The organism is Alcaligenes sp. NLF5-7 (genome assembly GCF_024266725.1).
GTDB lineage: Bacteria > Pseudomonadota > Gammaproteobacteria > Burkholderiales > Burkholderiaceae_B > Alcaligenes > Alcaligenes phenolicus.
On the sequence record NZ_CP100755.1, the window covers coordinates 1,620,554 to 1,637,170 of the forward strand.

The 16,617-nt window shown below is 59.4% G+C and carries 16 protein-coding genes; 8 read left to right on the forward strand and 8 right to left on the reverse strand.

Annotated features, from left to right (window positions below; genetic code table 11):
• From MID00_RS07590 to MID00_RS07615, 6 genes are all read left to right on the forward strand, one after another.
• Positions 1–915 carry an ABC transporter permease gene (locus MID00_RS07590; protein ID WP_009461211.1) on the forward strand — a complete coding sequence of 305 codons (915 nt, stop codon included), beginning with the start codon at positions 1–3 and terminating at the stop codon, positions 913–915.
• A gap of 3 nt (positions 916–918) precedes the next feature.
• Positions 919–1,893, forward strand: coding sequence for an ABC transporter ATP-binding protein (locus tag MID00_RS07595; RefSeq protein ID WP_254500118.1), 975 nt, complete (start codon positions 919–921; stop codon positions 1,891–1,893).
• The gene (locus MID00_RS07600; protein WP_035269334.1) at positions 1,890–2,894 is read left to right on the forward strand and encodes an ABC transporter ATP-binding protein; all 1,005 of its coding nucleotides are present in this window, start codon (positions 1,890–1,892) and stop codon (positions 2,892–2,894) included. Before MID00_RS07595 ends, MID00_RS07600 begins: the two co-directional genes overlap by 4 nt.
• Positions 2,895–3,036: 142 nt before the next feature.
• Positions 3,037–3,597, forward strand: coding sequence for a sigma-70 family RNA polymerase sigma factor (locus MID00_RS07605; RefSeq protein ID WP_254500119.1), 561 nt, complete (start codon positions 3,037–3,039; stop codon positions 3,595–3,597).
• Positions 3,598–3,609: 12 nt separating this feature from the next.
• Entirely contained in the window at positions 3,610–4,617 is a 1,008-nt protein-coding gene (locus tag MID00_RS07610) for a FecR domain-containing protein (RefSeq protein ID WP_254500120.1), read from the forward strand.
• 255 nt (positions 4,618–4,872) lie between these two features.
• A complete protein-coding gene (locus MID00_RS07615) occupies positions 4,873–7,410 on the forward strand; it encodes a TonB-dependent siderophore receptor (RefSeq protein WP_254500121.1) in 2,538 nt (845 codons plus the stop codon).
• 241 nt (positions 7,411–7,651) lie between these two features.
• Here the strand turns inward: MID00_RS07615 and panD are convergent, their stop codons facing one another.
• A complete protein-coding gene (gene panD / locus MID00_RS07620) occupies positions 7,652–8,212 on the reverse strand; it encodes an aspartate 1-decarboxylase (protein WP_009461218.1) in 561 nt (186 codons plus the stop codon).
• An 83-nt stretch (positions 8,213–8,295) separates the two neighbouring features.
• Complete coding sequence (locus MID00_RS07625; RefSeq protein ID WP_021447139.1) at positions 8,296–8,475, reverse strand: hypothetical protein; 180 nt, start codon at positions 8,473–8,475, stop codon at positions 8,296–8,298.
• Between MID00_RS07625 and MID00_RS07630 the strand changes: the two genes are divergently transcribed.
• Positions 8,474–9,253 carry an ABC transporter ATP-binding protein gene (locus MID00_RS07630; RefSeq protein WP_009461219.1) on the forward strand — a complete coding sequence of 260 codons (780 nt, stop codon included), beginning with the start codon at positions 8,474–8,476 and terminating at the stop codon, positions 9,251–9,253. The genes MID00_RS07625 and MID00_RS07630 overlap by 2 nt on opposite strands.
• 134 nt (positions 9,254–9,387) lie before the next feature.
• On the opposite strand, the gene MID00_RS07635 is transcribed toward MID00_RS07630, so the two are convergent.
• A complete protein-coding gene (locus MID00_RS07635; RefSeq protein WP_035269337.1) occupies positions 9,388–10,005 on the reverse strand; it encodes a flavin reductase family protein in 618 nt (205 codons plus the stop codon).
• A 161-nt stretch (positions 10,006–10,166) separates the two neighbouring features.
• On the opposite strand from MID00_RS07635, the gene MID00_RS07640 reads away from it, so the two are divergent.
• Complete coding sequence (locus MID00_RS07640) at positions 10,167–11,144, forward strand: AraC family transcriptional regulator (protein WP_254500122.1); 978 nt, start codon at positions 10,167–10,169, stop codon at positions 11,142–11,144.
• Positions 11,145–11,166: 22 nt separating this feature from the next.
• Here the strand turns inward: MID00_RS07640 and MID00_RS07645 are convergent, their stop codons facing one another.
• The 5 genes from MID00_RS07645 to MID00_RS07665 are packed head-to-tail and all read right to left on the reverse strand — an operon-like array spanning position 11,167 to position 16,391.
• Positions 11,167–12,759: an NAD(P)/FAD-dependent oxidoreductase gene (locus tag MID00_RS07645; RefSeq protein WP_009461222.1), complete on the reverse strand. Its 1,593-nt coding sequence runs from the start codon at positions 12,757–12,759 to the stop codon at positions 11,167–11,169.
• A 1-nt stretch (position 12,760) separates the two neighbouring features.
• Entirely contained in the window at positions 12,761–13,372 is a 612-nt protein-coding gene (locus MID00_RS07650; RefSeq protein ID WP_026483919.1) for a flavin reductase family protein, read from the reverse strand.
• Positions 13,373–13,397: 25 nt separating this feature from the next.
• Entirely contained in the window at positions 13,398–14,642 is a 1,245-nt protein-coding gene (locus MID00_RS07655) for a styrene monooxygenase/indole monooxygenase family protein (RefSeq protein ID WP_009461224.1), read from the reverse strand.
• 56 nt (positions 14,643–14,698) lie between these two features.
• The gene (locus tag MID00_RS07660; protein WP_009461225.1) at positions 14,699–15,481 is read right to left on the reverse strand and encodes an SDR family oxidoreductase; all 783 of its coding nucleotides are present in this window, start codon (positions 15,479–15,481) and stop codon (positions 14,699–14,701) included.
• A 22-nt stretch (positions 15,482–15,503) separates the two neighbouring features.
• Complete coding sequence (locus tag MID00_RS07665) at positions 15,504–16,391, reverse strand: transporter (protein ID WP_031232820.1); 888 nt, start codon at positions 16,389–16,391, stop codon at positions 15,504–15,506.
• Positions 16,392–16,617 lie beyond the last annotated feature (226 nt).

Sequence of the window (16,617 nt, forward strand, 5' to 3'; positions counted from 1 at the left end):
ATGTTCGCTAAATTGAAAACCGCCTGGGATAGCGATCTGGTCTGGTCCTGGCGCCACTCTCCCGTCGCCATTGCGGCCACCATCATGGCCTTGCTGCTGTTTATCGGCGCGCTGGGTGCCCGCTGGGTGGCTCCTTACGATCCCTTCGATCTGACCTCCATCGACCTGATGGATGCCTTGCTGGCCCCGGCCTGGTCGGAAAACGGTTCACCCCAATACTGGTTGGGAACAGACAGCCAGGGCCGTGACCTGTATTCGGCCCTGTTGTACGGGACGCGCACCTCCTTGCTGATCGGTCTGGCCTCGGTAGCCCTGTCCATGGTGGTCGGCATTGTGCTGGGCCTGCTGGCCGGTTACTCCGGTGGCCGTGTGGATGCCTTCATCATGCGTGTGGCCGATGTACAGCTGTCCTTCCCGGCCATCCTGATTGCCTTGCTGATCGACGGTGTAGCCCGTGCCGTGTTCCCCTTGAACATGCACGATGTGGTCGCCTTTCCGGTGCTGATCGGAGCGATTGCGTTGGCCGGTTGGCCGCAATATGCCCGTACCGTGCGCGGCTCCACGCTGGTGGAGAAAAACCGTGAGTACGTGCAGGCTGCCCGCGTCATTGGCGTGTCTTCGCCGCGCATCATGTTCAGTCATGTGCTGCCCAATGTGATGGGCCCCGTGCTGGTGCTGGCCACCGTGCATCTGGCCACCGCCATCATTACCGAAGCCACGCTGTCCTTTCTGGGCGTCGGCGTTCCGGCCACCTCACCCTCTCTGGGCACCCTGATCCGGATCGGTAACGACTTCCTGTTCTCGGGCGAATGGTGGATCACAATTTTCCCTGGCCTGATGCTGGTGCTGCTGGTGCTGTCGGTCAACCTCCTGGGCGACTGGTTGCGTGACGCCCTGAACCCCAAATTGAGCTAAGCCATGACTGCACTCTTAACTGTCCAAGACCTGTGTGTCGAATTCCCGACCAGGCGTGGTGTGCTCCAAGCCCTGGATAATGTGTCCTTTTCCATCGCCCCCGGCGAAGTGCTGGGAGTGGTGGGGGAGTCCGGTGCCGGCAAATCCCTGACGGGTTCCTCCATTATTGGTTTGCTCGATGCCCCCGGTCGCATCAGCGGCGGCCAGATCCTGCTGGAAGGCGAGCGCATCGACAATCTGAACCAGGACCAGATGCGCAAGATTCGTGGCCGCAAGATTGGCGCGATTTTCCAGGACCCGCTGACCTCGCTGAACCCGCTCTATACCGTGGGCCATCAGTTGGCCGAAACCATCGTCACGCACCTGCCTCTGTCCTGGAAACAGGCACAGGAACGCGCCATCGAATTGCTGGAAGCTACCGGCATTCCGGCAGCGCGCGAGCGTATCGACCACTATCCGCACCAGTTCTCCGGCGGCATGCGCCAACGGGTGGTGATTGCGCTGGCCCTGGCGGCCGAGCCCAAGCTGATCGTGGCGGACGAACCCACCACGGCACTGGACGTGTCCATTCAGGCGCAGATTATCGACCTGCTGAAAAAACTCTGTCGCTCGCAAGGCACCTCGGTCATGCTGATTACCCACGATATGGGGGTGATTGCGGAAACCGCCGACCGTGTGGCCGTGATGTACGCCGGTCGCATTATCGAGATCGGCCCTGTACAGGATGTGATCCAGAAACCCAGCCACCCTTATACCCGTGGCTTGATGCGTTCCATTCCCAATCTGCACGCGGGGCTGGAGCGTCTGGAGCAAATCCCCGGCAGCATGCCACGCTTGAACGCCATCCCGCCCGGCTGCGCCTTCAATCCGCGTTGTGATCGTCGCTTTGATCGCTGCCTGGTCGAACGCCCCGAGCTGATGCCTGTTCCCCCACAAACACAGGCGGCCTGTTGGCTGCATGCACAGGAGTCCGCATGAGCGCCCCTAAACAAGCCCTGGTCCAGGTCAAGGACGCTGCCTGCTGGTTTGATGTGTCCCCGCCCTTGCTGGAGCGCCTGGTCTACCGCAAACCCAAAGTAAACCTGCGCGCGGTCGATGGCGTCAGCTTCACCTTGAACAAGGGTGAAACCCTGGCCCTGGTAGGCGAATCCGGCTGCGGGAAATCCACCGTGGCCCGTTTGCTGACGGGCCTGTATTCGCTGACACGCGGCGAGATTCTGTTTGATGGCCAGTCCCTGAAAACCATGGACAAAGCCAGCCAGAAGGCCATGCGCAAACGCCGTCAGATGATTTTTCAGGACCCCTATGCCAGCCTGAATCCTCGTTGGCGCGTGGGCCGCATCATTGCCGAACCACTGGTCACCCACACGGACATGAGCCGCGCCCAGCAAGACGCCAAAGTGGCTGAGCTGCTGACGCAAGTGGGCCTGAACCCCAGCGACGCCCAGCGTTACCCGCACCAGTTCTCCGGTGGCCAGCGCCAGCGTATTTCCATTGCCCGTGCTCTGGCTCTGCAACCCGAATTCATCGTCTGTGACGAGCCCACCTCGGCGCTGGACGTGTCGGTGCAGGCCCAGGTCCTGAACCTGATGAAGGATTTGCAGCGCGAACTGGGGCTGACCTATCTGTTCATCTCACACAACCTGGCCGTGGTGCATCACGTGGCCGACCGAGTTGGCGTCATGTATTTGGGCCGGATTGTGGAAATTGCGCCACGCGACGATTTGTTCGCGCAGCCTCGCCACCCCTACACGCGCATGTTGCTGGGAGCCATTCCCGACATGAGCGGAGCGGGCAAAAGCCGCATCCCGGTCGCTGGTGAAGTGCCTAATCCACTGAACCCGCCATCGGGCTGTACCTTCCATCCACGCTGCCCGCTGGCCAATGATCGCTGCCGCCGCGAAGCCCCGGCTTTGCTGCAAACCGGGCAGCACGAAGTGGCTTGTCATGCTGTAGAAGAAGGGCGCGATCAGGCCTGATCGCTTGCGATGCCAACAGTAAAACCGCCCACGGCAACTTGCCGAATGGGCGGTTTTTTCTGATAATTGAGAATTATTCTCAGTTCTCATTGCCCGATTCTCTACCATTTTTCTGGTCGAGCAGGCACCACTGGAACGCATCATGCACAATGCCGCCTTCTCACCCGACACGGAATCGCTCTACCGGAATTACCACGGCTGGTTGCATAGCTGGCTACGACGCAGGCTAGGTAATTCCTTCGATGCGGCCGATCTGGCCCAAGACGTTTTTGTCCGACTGCTGCAAAAACCCCGTCAATTCGGCAGCGAACCCGAAGCCCGTGTGTATTTGCGGCTCATGGCCAATGGCATGTGCGTGGACTTATGGCGACGCCGTCAGATTGAACAAGCCTGGCTGGAAGAGCTGGCCAACCGCCCGGCCGCCCTGGTTCCTTCTGCCGAACACCAGGCCCTGGTGCTGGAAGCCCTGCAAGAGATAGACAGCATGTTGCGCACCCTGCCTGCCAAAGTGGGCAATGCCTTTTTCATGGCCATGGCCGACGGCATGAGCAACCGGGAAATTGCAGAGGCGCTGGGCGTGTCCACACGCATGGTGCACCGATATCTTAGCCAGGCCATGCTGTGCTGCCTGAAACTGGAAGCCCGCCATACCGCCGCTGACATGCCCGTGCATCAGGCCTCCTGCGTGCCCGAGCCACGCTGATTACCCGCCCCCATGAGCACCTCCGAACTGCATCCCGACGATACGCTGGAGCCTTCATTTGACGCGCTGGAGCAGGCCGCCGAATGGTTTGCCCTGCTGCGCTCCGACGAGGCCTCGGCCCAGGACCAGCAACGCTGGCAAGGCTGGCTGGCCGCTCAGGCCGAGCATCGCAAGGCCTGGCAGTATGTAGAGCGCATCAGTGGCCGCTTTGAACCGATCCAAAGCAGCGACAGCCGCCAGGCTGCCGTCCAAAGCTATTGCCTGGCCAACCGACGAATGGGACGCCGCCGCCAATTGCTGCTGGGCCTGGGCACATTGGCAGGCAGCAGTTTGGGCAGTTGGCTGGCCTGGCAGCATACGTCCTTGCCCGGCACAGTAATGGCCTGGTCAGCCGAGCATCGCACCGCCCGTGGTGAAGTCCACCAACTGACTTTGCCCGATGGCTCTACCGTTTGGCTCAGCTCCGACACTGCAATGAACCACGACTACCGAGGCAATCAACGGCTGCTCTCCCTGGTTCAGGGTGAAATTCTGATCGATACAGCGGCCGATCCTGCACGGCCCTTTCTGGTCGAAACCCGTCAAGGCTTGCTGCGTGCCTTGGGGACACGCTTTACGGTGCGACTGGACGGTCAGGAAACTTTTCTGGCGGTGTATCAAGGCGCGGTACAGGTGGATACGGCAAACAAGCGCCAGCAGCACATTGTCCATGCCGGTCAGCAGACACAGCTTTCGCGTACCGAGATTGCGGCTACCACTGCTGTCCTGCCCGAGCGACAAAGCTGGACCAAAGGCATCCTCGTCACCGACAACACACCCTTGATCGAGGTCGTGCGCGAATTGCAGCGCTATCGCGGCGGCCACCTTAGCGTTTCACCCGAGGCGGCCCAGCTGCCTGTGATTGGCAGCTATCCCTCCACCGATCCGGACCGGGCCTTGAGAATGCTGGAGGGGGTGCTGCCGATTCGCATCAAACGAACCCTGCCCTGGTGGGTCAGCATTGAACTGGCCGAGCACTGACCTTGATTCAGACACACATTCACGGGCATCAGCCGCCGTGCATGACAAGCCGGTTTACGGGCCTATTCAAGCGGCCCAATGCTTCAAACCGGCTATTTCCACTTTTCCGAGTTCCGCTTTTCCTTGGCGTGTTCGATATACCTGATGAGGGCATCGTTTTACCCGTCTCCTGGCACAAAACCAGAATCTGACCAGGACACACACAAACCGGCTCGCTCTCGCCGACTACACCGCTTCCAAGGAGCAGAATTCATCATGCCCGGCTATTCCCAGCCTGTCGCCCGCGGGGCGAACTCTTTTGGTGCCATGCACTTTTTCCGACCCGGTTTCAAACTAAGCCCCTTGGCCTGCGTGCTGCAACTCGCCCTGGCCAGCGGTGCATTGAGCCTGGCAAGCTGGCATCCTCAAGCCCACGCCCAAACCATCAATAGTGCGTCTGCCAAACAACAAAGCTACAGCATTCCAGCAGGCCCCTTGAGCACAGCGCTGGCTCGCTTTGCAAGCGCATCCGGCGTACTGGTCGCTGGAGCCGGTGAGCTGGCCAGGGACAGAAACAGCCCAGGCGTTTCCGGCACGTTTTCGCCCCAGGCCGCGCTAGATGCACTGTTGGCGGGTACTGGCCTGACTGCTATTGCCAGCTCGGATGGCAGCTACCATCTGCGCCAAGTCCCAGAGGCACCTGCCGGTGACGTCACCCAGCTGAGCACCGTAACCGTACGGGGACGACTCGATCCCAGAACCGAAGGCACAGGCAGCTACACCAACGCATCGGCAAGCTCGGCCACGCGCATGAACCTGACTGCACGTGAAACCCCGCAGTCGGTCAGCGTGATCACGCGCCAGCGGCTCGACGACCAGGGTTTGCTCACGCTTAATGACGCACTCAAGCAGGCCACCGGCGTCAAGGTACAAGAAGGCGAAGTGCTGGGCACAACCTATCAGATCCGCGGCTTCTCGCTGGATACGGCACAGCTTGACGGCGTGCCTGTCTCGCTGGGTGCAGGCGGCTCGGAAGCGGCCGCCGACATGGCCATCTACGACCGTGTGGAAGTGGTACGCGGCGCGGCGGGTCTGTTGCAGGGGGCCGGCAACCCGGGCGGCACGCTCAATCTGGTGCGCAAGCAACCCACCCGTGAATTTGCCGCCAGCGGCAGCGCGATGGTGGGATCGTGGAACAGCTACCGTGTGGAAGCCGACGTCTCCAGTCCGCTCAACCACAACGGCGATCTGCGCGGGCGGGTGGTGGCCGTGCACGACGACCGCGACTCCTTCGTGGATCACGTCAAGGAACGCAAGGAAGTGCTGTATGGCGTCTTGCAATACGACTTCACTCCCTCGATCACGGCCACCGTGGGGGTGGATCATCAGCGCACCAAGGGTACGCCCAACGGCACTGGCGTCGTCTTCTTTGACGATGGCGGCGATCTCGAACTGCCACGCAGCACTTACCTGGGTGCCGACTGGAACCACCGGGCCACCCGCAGCACCACCGTGTTCGGCGACCTGACCTGGGAGATGGACAACGGCTGGCAGACCAAGCTGTCGGCCAACCGCCAGCACTACGACGTAGACACGGTGTTTCTGTCCGCCTCGGGCGCGGGCGTGGACCGCAACACGCACCAAGGCCCACTCCTGAACTACGCACGAGCCAGCAGCCTGAACCGCACCCAGACCAGCGTGGACCTGTACGCCTCGGGCCCATTCTCCTTACTGGGCCGCAAGCATGAGCTGGTAGTAGGTGCGAACATGCGCCGCAATCCCACCGAAACAGACCAGGTGCCGCTGCGTGAATACGCCAGCATCCGGCCCGATGTTTTTAACTGGGACCCCACCTCGCTGCCTCCGCCCAATATTGGGCCTTATGAATCGCGCACCGCCACCACCACCAAGCAGTCGGGCATCTATACTGCTGCCCGTCTAAGTCTTGCCGATCCGCTTACCTTGATCGTGGGTGGTCGTTGGAGCTGGTGGGACTACAGCAGCGACAGCACCAATCTGCTCACCGGCGCCAACACGGCCTCCTCGAGCTACAAGGTCAGTGGCGAGTTCACACCGTACGCCGGTCTGATATTCGATCTGAACGACAACTACTCGCTGTACGCCAGCTATACCGACGTGTTCCGTCCGCAAAACGCCATCGATCGCAACGGCTCCTTGCTCAAGCCCATCGTGGGTGCCAACTACGAGGCGGGTATCAAGGGTGAATTCCAGGATGGCCGCGTGCAGGCTTCGCTGGCGGCCTTCCGTATCGAAGAAACCAACCGCGCCCAGACCGATCTGGACGGCCCCAAACCGTGCCCCTATACCACCAGCGACTACTGCTCGATTGCCGCAGGCAAAGTGCGCAGCGAAGGGATTGAGGCGGAGTTGACAGGTGAACTGGCCACAGGCTGGAATCTGACGGCTGGCTATACCTACAACACCACCAAGTACGTGAAGGATGCGGCCAACCAGGGCAAGCCCTTCAACACGCGCACGCCAGAACATATGTTCAAGCTCTTTACCTCTTACCGCCTGCCAGGCTCGTTGCGCCAGTGGACAGTGGGGGGTGGCTTCACGTGGCAGACCAAGTTCCTGTACGAAAACACGGCCGGCACGATCCGTATCGAGCAAAATCCTTACGCCGTGGCTGATCTGATGGTGCGCTACGACTTCACGCCCAAGGTTTCAGCCACCCTCAACCTGAACAACGTGTTCGACAAGAAGTACTACCGTTATATTGCCCACGAACGCGCCTACAACTACTACGGCGACCCACGCAACGTGATGCTGACACTGCGCGCCCAATATTGACGCTGAACGTGATGAACAAGGTACTCAAGCGCTCTGATCGCAGCGCTCTGGGTATCTTGTGGACTGACGATACGCGGCACTACGGCGCTGCACGAAACGCCATATTCAGGCTGGAGCGCCAGAAGTCATTGGGCCACGAACGGGCTAAAGCAAAAAACGCGGTGTTTGCTGCCAGAGGCAGTGAACACCGCGTTTTTCAATAAAGCCATCAGCGGGCCTGATGCGGCCCGGTGACATTCAATCAGTTCTGGTTCGCAGGCGCGAAATCGGCCAGGTGGCAGGACAGGATGTCGGCAATGGCACGATCATCCAGGCCACGGGAGCGCAGGTCTGCGGACAGGGCGTCCACATCCACACGAGCCAGTGGACGCTCGGCACCACGAGGGCGATCGTCGCGAACCACGCGGAAGTCGTAATCGCGCTGGGCGGTCTTGGCCACTTCGTAGTGCATGACTTCATCCACTTCGTTTTCCGGCGTGAAGGTCAGCACGGTAGGGCGTAGGGAATACAGGTCTTCGGAGTTCATCACGTATTCGGTTGCGCAGATGATGACGGTGTCGCCCTTTTGACAGGTACGGGCCGCCGCGCCGTTCAGGACCACACAGCGCGAGCCGGGTTCACCGAAGATCACGTAGGTAGAAATACGGGCGCCACTGTCCTTATTCCAGATTTCCACAAACTCCATGGGTAAAATGCCCGCTTGTTCGCAGATTTCAGGATCCAGTGTGATCGAGCCGTGATAGTTCAAGTCGGCACCGGTCACCTTGATACCATGCAGCTTGGCACGGACCACTTTTTTCATGACAACACTCTCTAGAAACAGGTCCCCTGTAACGGACACCTAAGCTTGGCTAAAACGCGGCTTGCGCTGCGCCCTTAGCCCGATCAGGGCTGCGGGAAAGACTGCATCATAAACCCAGAAATGCGCGCAAATCCGTTTAGACCCACAGATTTGTACGGGAAAACCACAGCATCAATGATTTGCCTGACGGCCAGTCTGTGCTGTAATCCCCTCTGCCGCGTCGCGCCGGTCTTTTTTATTTTCAATACGATACCGTTTTCCATGCCCAACCTGCTCATCGAGAATATTCACAAACGCTATGGTTCCCTGGAGGTCCTCAAGGGAGTCTCTCTCAGCGCGGAGCCGGGCGATGTCATCAGCCTGATCGGTTCCAGTGGTTCGGGCAAAAGTACGTTTCTGCGTTGCATCAACTTTCTGGAAACGCCCAATTCCGGCCGTATCGTCATCAAGGGCGAGGAACTGAAAACCCGTCTGGACCCCAAAACGGATGAACTGGTTGCGGTAGATAAACAACAGCTCAAGCGCCTGCGCACCAGCCTGGCCATGGTGTTCCAGCACTTCAATCTGTGGTCCCACATGACGGTGCTGGAAAACATTACCGCCACGCCCATTCATGTACAGGGCATGGACAAGGCGCAGGCCATTGCCAAAGCGGAGCTGTATCTGGACAAGGTGGGCCTGTCGCGCGATCTGGCCAAACAATACCCGGCCTTCTTGTCAGGCGGCCAGCAGCAGCGCGTGGCCATTGCCCGGGCGCTGGCGCTGGAACCTGAAGTGATGCTGTTTGACGAGCCAACCTCGGCACTGGACCCCGAGCGTGTGGGCGAGGTTTTGCGCGTTATGCAGAATTTGGCCGAAGAAGGGCGCACGATGGTGGTGGTTACGCACGAAATGAGCTTTGCGCGCAACGTCTCCAGCAAGGTGGTGTATCTGCACGAAGGTCAAATCGAGGAAGAAGGCCCGCCAGAAGAAGTGCTGGTGTCGCCACGCAGCCCCCGCCTGGCGCAATTCCTGGCAGCGGGCGGTTCGTCCAAAGGCTAAAAGGCAAAACCGCCCAAAGACTTCGGCCACACTCTGAGCAGACATAAAGCAAACGGCGCCTTGCGGCGCCGTTATGCATTTGCAACCATCCTAATGAAGCCGCCAACCAGCGGCTTCTGACTACAGCCCTGCTATCAGGACTTGGGACGTGGCATATCAAACAAGGCCAGGTCCGTAATCTCAAAGTAATCGCCAGGACCACCACCACGCAGAATCGGACGTGGGATCGCGGTACGGTAAATGCCGTCCACGATGCTGTTGGGCGACACATGCACGCCGACCACTTCACCCAGCACCATCCAGGTGTTCAGATCCTTACCTTCCGAGTCTTTCAACTGGAAGTGCGTCGTCACCTTGCACTCCAGCGAGGCATGGCTCTCGCCCACGCGGGGGGCATCAATCAGTCGGGAATCCACAGGCGTCAGACCCGCGACTTCAAACTCGCGCACATCTTGTTCCAGGCTGGTCATGTTCATGGGTTCGGCCAGATCACGGGTAGCCAGGTTCCAGGTAAAGACGCCGGTTTCAATTGCGTTGCGCACGCTGTCTTTGTAGCCCACGCTGGAAAAAGCGATGACAGGCGGGCGGTAGTTGAACACGTTGCAGAAGCTGTATGGAGCCAGGTTCAGCACACCTTCCTTGCTTTTGGTGCCAATCCAGCCGATGACACGGGGACCCACAATAGAACTGATCGGGTCGTGGCGCAGTCCATGGCCTTGTGTGGGTTCGTAGAAGTGAAAGTCTTTCTGCACGGTTCTCTCTGTTAATAAACACAACAAACTAAACGGGACTGCGGGAAATCCCGGTGGCCCACTGATATACTTTACAACTAAAATAAAGCCGCTGCAAACCGTTGAAACTCAAGGTTTTACGTATCCTTCCTGCCTTTCAGAACCATCTAGGCACATGAAACATGGAAAATAAGCCCGATCACTGGGCACGTGTAGCTTCTGCTGACCTGGAACACGTGCGCAAATCTGTCAGCGATATGTTCAAGTCGCACCAGCTCAAGCAGCTACGTGCCGACCAGACCCTGCAAACCCGGCTGCGACACGCCCAGTTTGGTCAGGTCGCCTTGAGCCGCCTGGGCTATGGCGCCGACGTACACATACAACCCGATCACCTGGCCGGTTTCTACCTGGTCCAGATGCCCCAATACGGCACCGCCAAAATTCGCTGCGGTGGCCAGACTGTGGACTCCAGTCCCTACGCCGCCACGATCCTGAATCCCAACGAGGATGTGGACATGGTCTGGCACGCCAATAATGAGCAATTAATGCTCAAGATAGACCGCAATCTGGTGGAACAGGCTGCCCGTGGCATGGGCCTGGACGTAGGCCCGCAAGGTTTGCTGTTTCCGGTACGCCTGGAAGCTCACACCCAGCCTTCCTGGCAAATCATGCTGCGCTACGTGCTGGACTGTGCACGCAACTACGAAGACATCCGGCGCTCGCCGTTGATTATCAACCAGCTGGAGCAATTGGCGGTGACAACCTTGCTGGATCTGCACCCACCGGCTCAGATTCAGGCCCTGAACCCCGCCCGCATCTTGCCGCGCCACTTGAAGAAAGTAGCCAGCCACTTGCATGAGCAGGCCCATTTGCCGGTCACGGTAGACGAACTCAGCACCATTGCGGGCGTGAGCTCCCGCACCTTGCAGCAAGCCTTCAGAGACCACTACGGCGTCAGCCCCATGCAGTACCTGCGCCAGGTTCGTCTGGACCGTCTGCGCCACGAACTGATCCATTCCAACGAGCCTCACCTGACGCTGGCCGACCTGGCCATGCGCTGGGGCTTTGCCCACCAAGGCCGTTTCAGCGCCGAATACCGCAGCCGCTTTGGCGAAACGCCTAGCGAGACCCTGCAACGAGTGCGCGGCGGCCAGCACTAAGCTGACCGCCTCACCCGTCCTCTCACCCCTTCAAGATACGCTGGGCTGCCAGATAGCCGGATTGACCACCCAAGCCAGGGCCTGGATGCACCGACGCACCAATTTGATGCAGATTGCGCCAGGGCGTGTTGCCATTGCGCGCGTTCTTGTGTCCTGCAAAAGGACGCATGAAAAAGAACTGATCCGGTGAGCACACACCGCTATACGGATCGCCCCCCACCAGATTCATGTTCAAGGCTTCCAGATCCGCCGGGCTGACGCTACGACGCCCGATAATCTTGGCGGCCAAGCCAGGCATGACGGTTTCCAGACGAGCCTGAACGCGATCGGCCATAGCCTCGCGCACGGCTTCGTTCCAGCGTCCATCAGCTGGCACAGGAATCTCGCCCGCTTCATCGCCTTTGATGTGACGCGGCAGCTCCTGCATTTGTACCCATAGAATCCAGTGCCCTTCCGGTGCGCGAGTCACATCCACCGCCACCGGCTGGCCCACGGCCAAGGTCGGCTTGGCAGGCAGGTAGCCATTGCTGGCCGTGACCACCGAGGAACACACCTGCTCCATACTTTCCGTCACATGCACCATAGGGACATGGCGCAGCTCCGGGTCCACCCAGTCGGGCGGGGAATTCAAGGCAAAGTGAATCTGCATGCCGCCCCGGCCATAGTGATAATCCTGGGCGGACTTCAACAACTCGGGTTCAACTTCAGGCAAAAGGTCGCCATACAACTGACCCGGCGTCACGTTACACACCACGGCACGACGCGCCAGATAGCGCTGCGTACCGACGCACACGCCCGTCGCCTTATTGCCTTCCACCAACACGCGATCCACATGGGAATTGGTCAGTACCGCGCCACCAGCTTCTTCGATGATGCGGGTAAAGGCTTTCACAATCTGATAACTGCCGCCTTTGACGACAGGCATACCGCCACTGACCACGGCGCTGAAGGTCAGCTTGCCGATCAGGGCCGAGCTGGCTTCATCCGGGCCCAAACCGCTATGCAGCACCCAGGGAGCAATCATGGCGCGGGCCAGGTCGCTGCGCAGTTCGCGCATGGCCCAGCGCCGAAAGCTTTCCAGCGCTTGCGAGCCAAAGGACATCAAGCCATCCAGACCCCGTTCGCGCCAGGCACCAAAGGCCAGTTTGGCCATGGGCCAACGGTAAGGCTCACCGCCCAGCAAGCCAAATACCAAACCGGCATCCGGGCCAAACATGCGAGCCGCCATGGCACCCAAGGCATCGCCTTCACCCGGCATCAAGTCATTGAAGCGACGTACAGTGTCGTCCATATCCTGACGCAAGGCCAGCGACGGGCCACCAGGAATGGCCAGACCCGTGCTGTACTCGCCTTTGACAAACTCCAGACCGGCTTTGGCCAAGGGCTCTGCCAGGGCGGCATACGACGCGCCACCCATGAACAGGGGATACCAACTGGACAGAACATCATGGGTAAAACCGGGGAACAGCTCTTGCGTACGGATGCAGCCCCCGGCCACCGCATTGCGCTCCAGCACTGTCACCGACAAACCCCGCTGGGCCAACAAGGCGGCACAGGTCAGGGAGTTCATCCCGCTGCCGACAATGACTACATCAGCGCTGTGCGCATCACTCATTTCAACGGTCTCCGCTAGGCGTGGTCAGGTTGGCGAAACGGCCACGATGAAACACCGCAGGCTCGTGTTCGGTCAGCGTGGTGTGGCGCACCACACGGCCAATAAACAAGGTATGGTCACCACCCTCGTGCTGACGGTAGTTCTCGCACACAAAGGTCGCCACACAGTCGTCTAGCAACGGCACGCCTTCTTCACCATCCACATGCGAGACCAGGGCAAACTTGTCCTTGACCTGGGAGTTGGCAAACCCCAGGGCCACGGGCACTTGTTCCTGGCTGATCACGTTGATCGCAAAGTGGCTGCACTTCTCGAAAATTTCCAGGCTGGGCGAGTGATTCACCAGGCTCCACATCACCAGGGGCGGCTCCAGCGACAGGGACGTAAAGGAGTTGATGGTCAGACCCACCGCCCGGCCATCGGGACAACGAGTCGTGACAATGGCCACACCCGTTGGAAAATGGCCCAGTGCCTGGCGAAACGCACGGCTATCGACCACATTCAGATTGGACGGTGTGGGTTTGGCGTCAGCGGCTGCCAACGCTTGGGCAGACACGGCCTGCCGCTGGGCAGCGGTTTGGGACGGGGAGTCTTGCAGCGTTGCGGTGGGGGTCATGATACGTCTCCTTGAATACTATCTATCAGGCAGCCACAGATTGGCTACGAGTCTTCTCGATCAATGCCTGAGCGGCACTCAGATCTTCCCAGGCCGGGAACAGAACCGGTGGGTGGTTGAAACTGTTGGCCAGGAAATGAGCCAGGGCAGGCGATTGTTGAGCCGAGGTCAACAAGGCAAAAGAAGAGTCGGTTGGTGGCTTCAACATGGAATTGGTCCAGCGCACCACCAGATTGGCGTAATCCCAGTAACGCTCGAACGTTTCCTGCATCCAGTTACGGTCAAACGCGCCTTCGCCACGTTGCAAAATGCTGTCCAGATACACCTGGGCGGCTTTGGCGGCGTTGTTGGAACCTTGGCCGGTAATGGGGTCGTTCACGACCACGGCATCACCCAGACCCAGCACCATGCGGCCCGAAGGCAGCGTCAGCACAGGTTTGCGAACTGTGGGAGGGAAAGCACCGGACAGGTAACCTTGGGCGTCGGTCAGTTCCACATTACGGGCTCGGTCGCCTTCCCAAGGCAGGAATTCGCGCAGGAAAGAAACGCTTTGCTCCAAATGAGCTTCGGGCGTCTTGGCATCGCGGAAACGATCCAGTGGGCCACCGGGCACGCCTTCGAACACCATGATGTCGCAGGGACCGGACAGGGTCAGCGAGGGGAACACAAAGTATTCGCCCACACCGGGGATGAAGTTAAAGGACACGCGCGAGTACTCAGGCGTAGGCTCCAGACCATGTACATAGGTCAGGGCCAGGGCGCGCTGAGGTTTGTCGTACATGGAGCGCTGATCGTCACGCTCGAACAGCTTGACCACTTCGCCTTTACCGGCAGCCAGCATGGTCAGGTCGTACTCCTGGGTGATGCGCTCCAGTTCGGCCACGCCCACGTCTTCCATGATCAGCTTGCCGCCACGCTGCTCGAACAGCTCCAGCCAGTAAGGCATTTTCACGCGCTGGTCAGTTGCCTGCGCTTCACGATCCAGACGGCCGCTCCAGTCCACGGCTTTGGTGTCAGGCTGTTCAGGGTTGGGCAGGGCAAAGCCGATGCCTTGTACAGGCGGGCACTCGTCGTCCCAGAAATTCAGGCCCAGGCGACGCTCTACGTCCAGCGCCTCGGCAAACATGCACTGGCTGGACATCACGCGGCCACCACGAACATCGTCGGGGCTGCGGTTGGTGAAAACGGCTACGTCGTAGCCCTTGGCCAAAAGACCGAATGCAACGGGCATGCCAGCCTGGCCAGCGCCCACAATAGCAACTTTACGCATGATTTTTTCCTTCTGAGGGAGCTAAGGACGCCACTGCGGCGGCGTCCTGGTTTTTCTTATTCAGCCAACTTGGGAATGGCGGGTACACCTTGCTCGGGTCCCATGGCCGAGTAGCCGCCATCCACGGCGTAATCGGCACCGGTCACGAAACTGGCGGAATCCGAGAGCAGGAAGGACACGACTTCGCCCACTTCCTGGGGATCGCCCACGCGGCCCAGCATGTGAAATGCCGAGGCCACGCGATCGGTTTTGGCGCGATCGCCGCCAGTCAGCTCGTCCATCACACGCGACCAGATCCAGCCGGGCGAGACCGAGTTCACACGGATACCGTCAGGAGCAAAGTCCAGCGCCATGCTGCGTGTCAGTTGCAACAAGGCGGCCTTGGAGACCGGGTACAACCAGCGCCCGGTTTGAGCGATCGACGAGGAAATGGATGTGAAATTGACGATGGAGCCGCCACGCGGCAGCAAGGGACGCACAGCCTTGGCAGCCTGCACCGCGCTGACCAGGTTGATATCCAAGGCCTTGAGCCAATCTTCACGGCTGGAAGCCATGCCTTCATCCAGATAGGAACAAGCCAGATTGACCAGACCATCCACACGGCCAAAATGCGCCTTCACCTGCTCGATGGAGGCATTCAGGCTTTGATCGCTGGTAATGTCCACTTCCCAGAATTTGGCTTTGGCAGCATCGTTGCCTACGGCTTTCTGACCACCTGCGGCATCAATATCAAACACGGCCACACGTGCGCCATAGCCCATCAGCACCTCGACCACGCCTGCGCCAACACGTGTTGCGCCGCCGGTGACGATGACTACCTTGTCTTTCAATCCTTTCATCTCGCTCTCCTGCCGCGGGCCCTTAGAACGGAACCGCTACTTTTACAAAAAATTGTTTTCCTTCAGGACGGCCACGCACACCCAGATCCTGCTGGTACTTGGCCGTAATCAGCAGACCTTTGTCATTGGCGTAACGCAGGCTGGGACCAATGGCGAAGGCACGAGCCTTGCTGTCACCGGCCATGGGGCCACGGTCGCTTTCAATCTGTTGATAGGCGTAACCACCCACCCCCAGCACCAGGCCATTGCCAAAACCCCAACCCACGGCGTAGTCGGCGTGAATGGCTTTACCCGTACGGGTTTCGGTGTCGCTGTTGCGGAAGTTGAAGTCCACCATCATCTTCAAATCCCAGTTGATGCCGCTGGGCTGCATGTAGCTGAAGGCAGCGGCGGGCTGAATGGCCCAGTAGTTGCGGCCCAGGTTGGCGCTGTCGGTCACTTTGTAGCGACCAGTCGGGGCGACAAAATCCACTCCCAGGATGTAGTGCATTTTCTCGCTGGGGTGAAAGCCCAAGGCCGGACCAAACACCACGTCACCCAGACCGCTACGGCGCTGGGACTGACCAGCGGCCTGTGCCTTGACGGTCAGCAGGGGAGCCAGGGCATGAAATGCCAACTGGCCACCAAACACCTGCTGGTCCGTCACCCAGACCAGACGCGGCGCAACCATTGCCACATCGACCTTGAAGTCAGGAATAGGCAACTTGTCGCCATTCTTGTCACGCACCGAGTCGTAACGCATGGCACCGCCGTACATCAGCAAGTGCACACCGGGCGGCGGCAGGGCGCCACTCATGAAGTTTTCCAAACCATCGGGATAAATAGGCAGACCATTACCTTCAATGGCACAGGCCGGGCCGGCGCCCAATACCCCTGCACCCAGAACCACTGCTGCTATTTTTTTATTGATGTCCCCCACGTCCGTTCTCCTTTTGTTTTTTAGGTATGACGATGGAGCCAATGGTAGAAGTGCTCTTTTTGTCGGTATATCCACTTTGCGCAGCGCCTAGCCAATAAGCGCAAGAAGCCGCAAAAGCAGGGAAAACCCCGATTTGGTTTAGATTTAAAGGATGACGATCAGCAAAGTGGTTAAACGCTGTGTTTCAACGGGTATCTGAGATAATTCCTCGCTTCCC

Excerpts from the sequence above, each read along its gene's own strand:
- MID00_RS07645 (WP_009461222.1), bottom strand. The coding sequence starts at position 12,759 with ATGAGTGATGCGCACAGCGCTGATGTAGTCATTGTCGGCAGCGGGATG.
- MID00_RS07660 (WP_009461225.1), bottom strand. The coding sequence starts at position 15,481 with ATGAAAGGATTGAAAGACAAGGTAGTCATCGTCACCGGCGGCGCAACA.
- MID00_RS07640 (WP_254500122.1), top strand. The coding sequence starts at position 10,167 with ATGGAAAATAAGCCCGATCACTGGGCACGTGTAGCTTCTGCTGACCTG.
- MID00_RS07590 (WP_009461211.1), top strand. The coding sequence starts at position 1 with ATGTTCGCTAAATTGAAAACCGCCTGGGATAGCGATCTGGTCTGGTCC.
- MID00_RS07600 (WP_035269334.1), top strand. The coding sequence starts at position 1,890 with ATGAGCGCCCCTAAACAAGCCCTGGTCCAGGTCAAGGACGCTGCCTGC.
- MID00_RS07650 (WP_026483919.1), bottom strand. The coding sequence starts at position 13,372 with ATGACCCCCACCGCAACGCTGCAAGACTCCCCGTCCCAAACCGCTGCC.
- MID00_RS07605 (WP_254500119.1), top strand. The coding sequence starts at position 3,037 with ATGCACAATGCCGCCTTCTCACCCGACACGGAATCGCTCTACCGGAAT.
- MID00_RS07610 (WP_254500120.1), top strand. The coding sequence starts at position 3,610 with ATGAGCACCTCCGAACTGCATCCCGACGATACGCTGGAGCCTTCATTT.
- MID00_RS07655 (WP_009461224.1), bottom strand. The coding sequence starts at position 14,642 with ATGCGTAAAGTTGCTATTGTGGGCGCTGGCCAGGCTGGCATGCCCGTT.
- MID00_RS07630 (WP_009461219.1), top strand. The coding sequence starts at position 8,474 with ATGCCCAACCTGCTCATCGAGAATATTCACAAACGCTATGGTTCCCTG.
- MID00_RS07595 (WP_254500118.1), top strand. The coding sequence starts at position 919 with ATGACTGCACTCTTAACTGTCCAAGACCTGTGTGTCGAATTCCCGACC.
- MID00_RS07615 (WP_254500121.1), top strand. The coding sequence starts at position 4,873 with ATGCCCGGCTATTCCCAGCCTGTCGCCCGCGGGGCGAACTCTTTTGGT.
- MID00_RS07625 (WP_021447139.1), bottom strand. The coding sequence starts at position 8,475 with ATGGAAAACGGTATCGTATTGAAAATAAAAAAGACCGGCGCGACGCGG.
- panD (WP_009461218.1), bottom strand. The coding sequence starts at position 8,212 with ATGAAAAAAGTGGTCCGTGCCAAGCTGCATGGTATCAAGGTGACCGGT.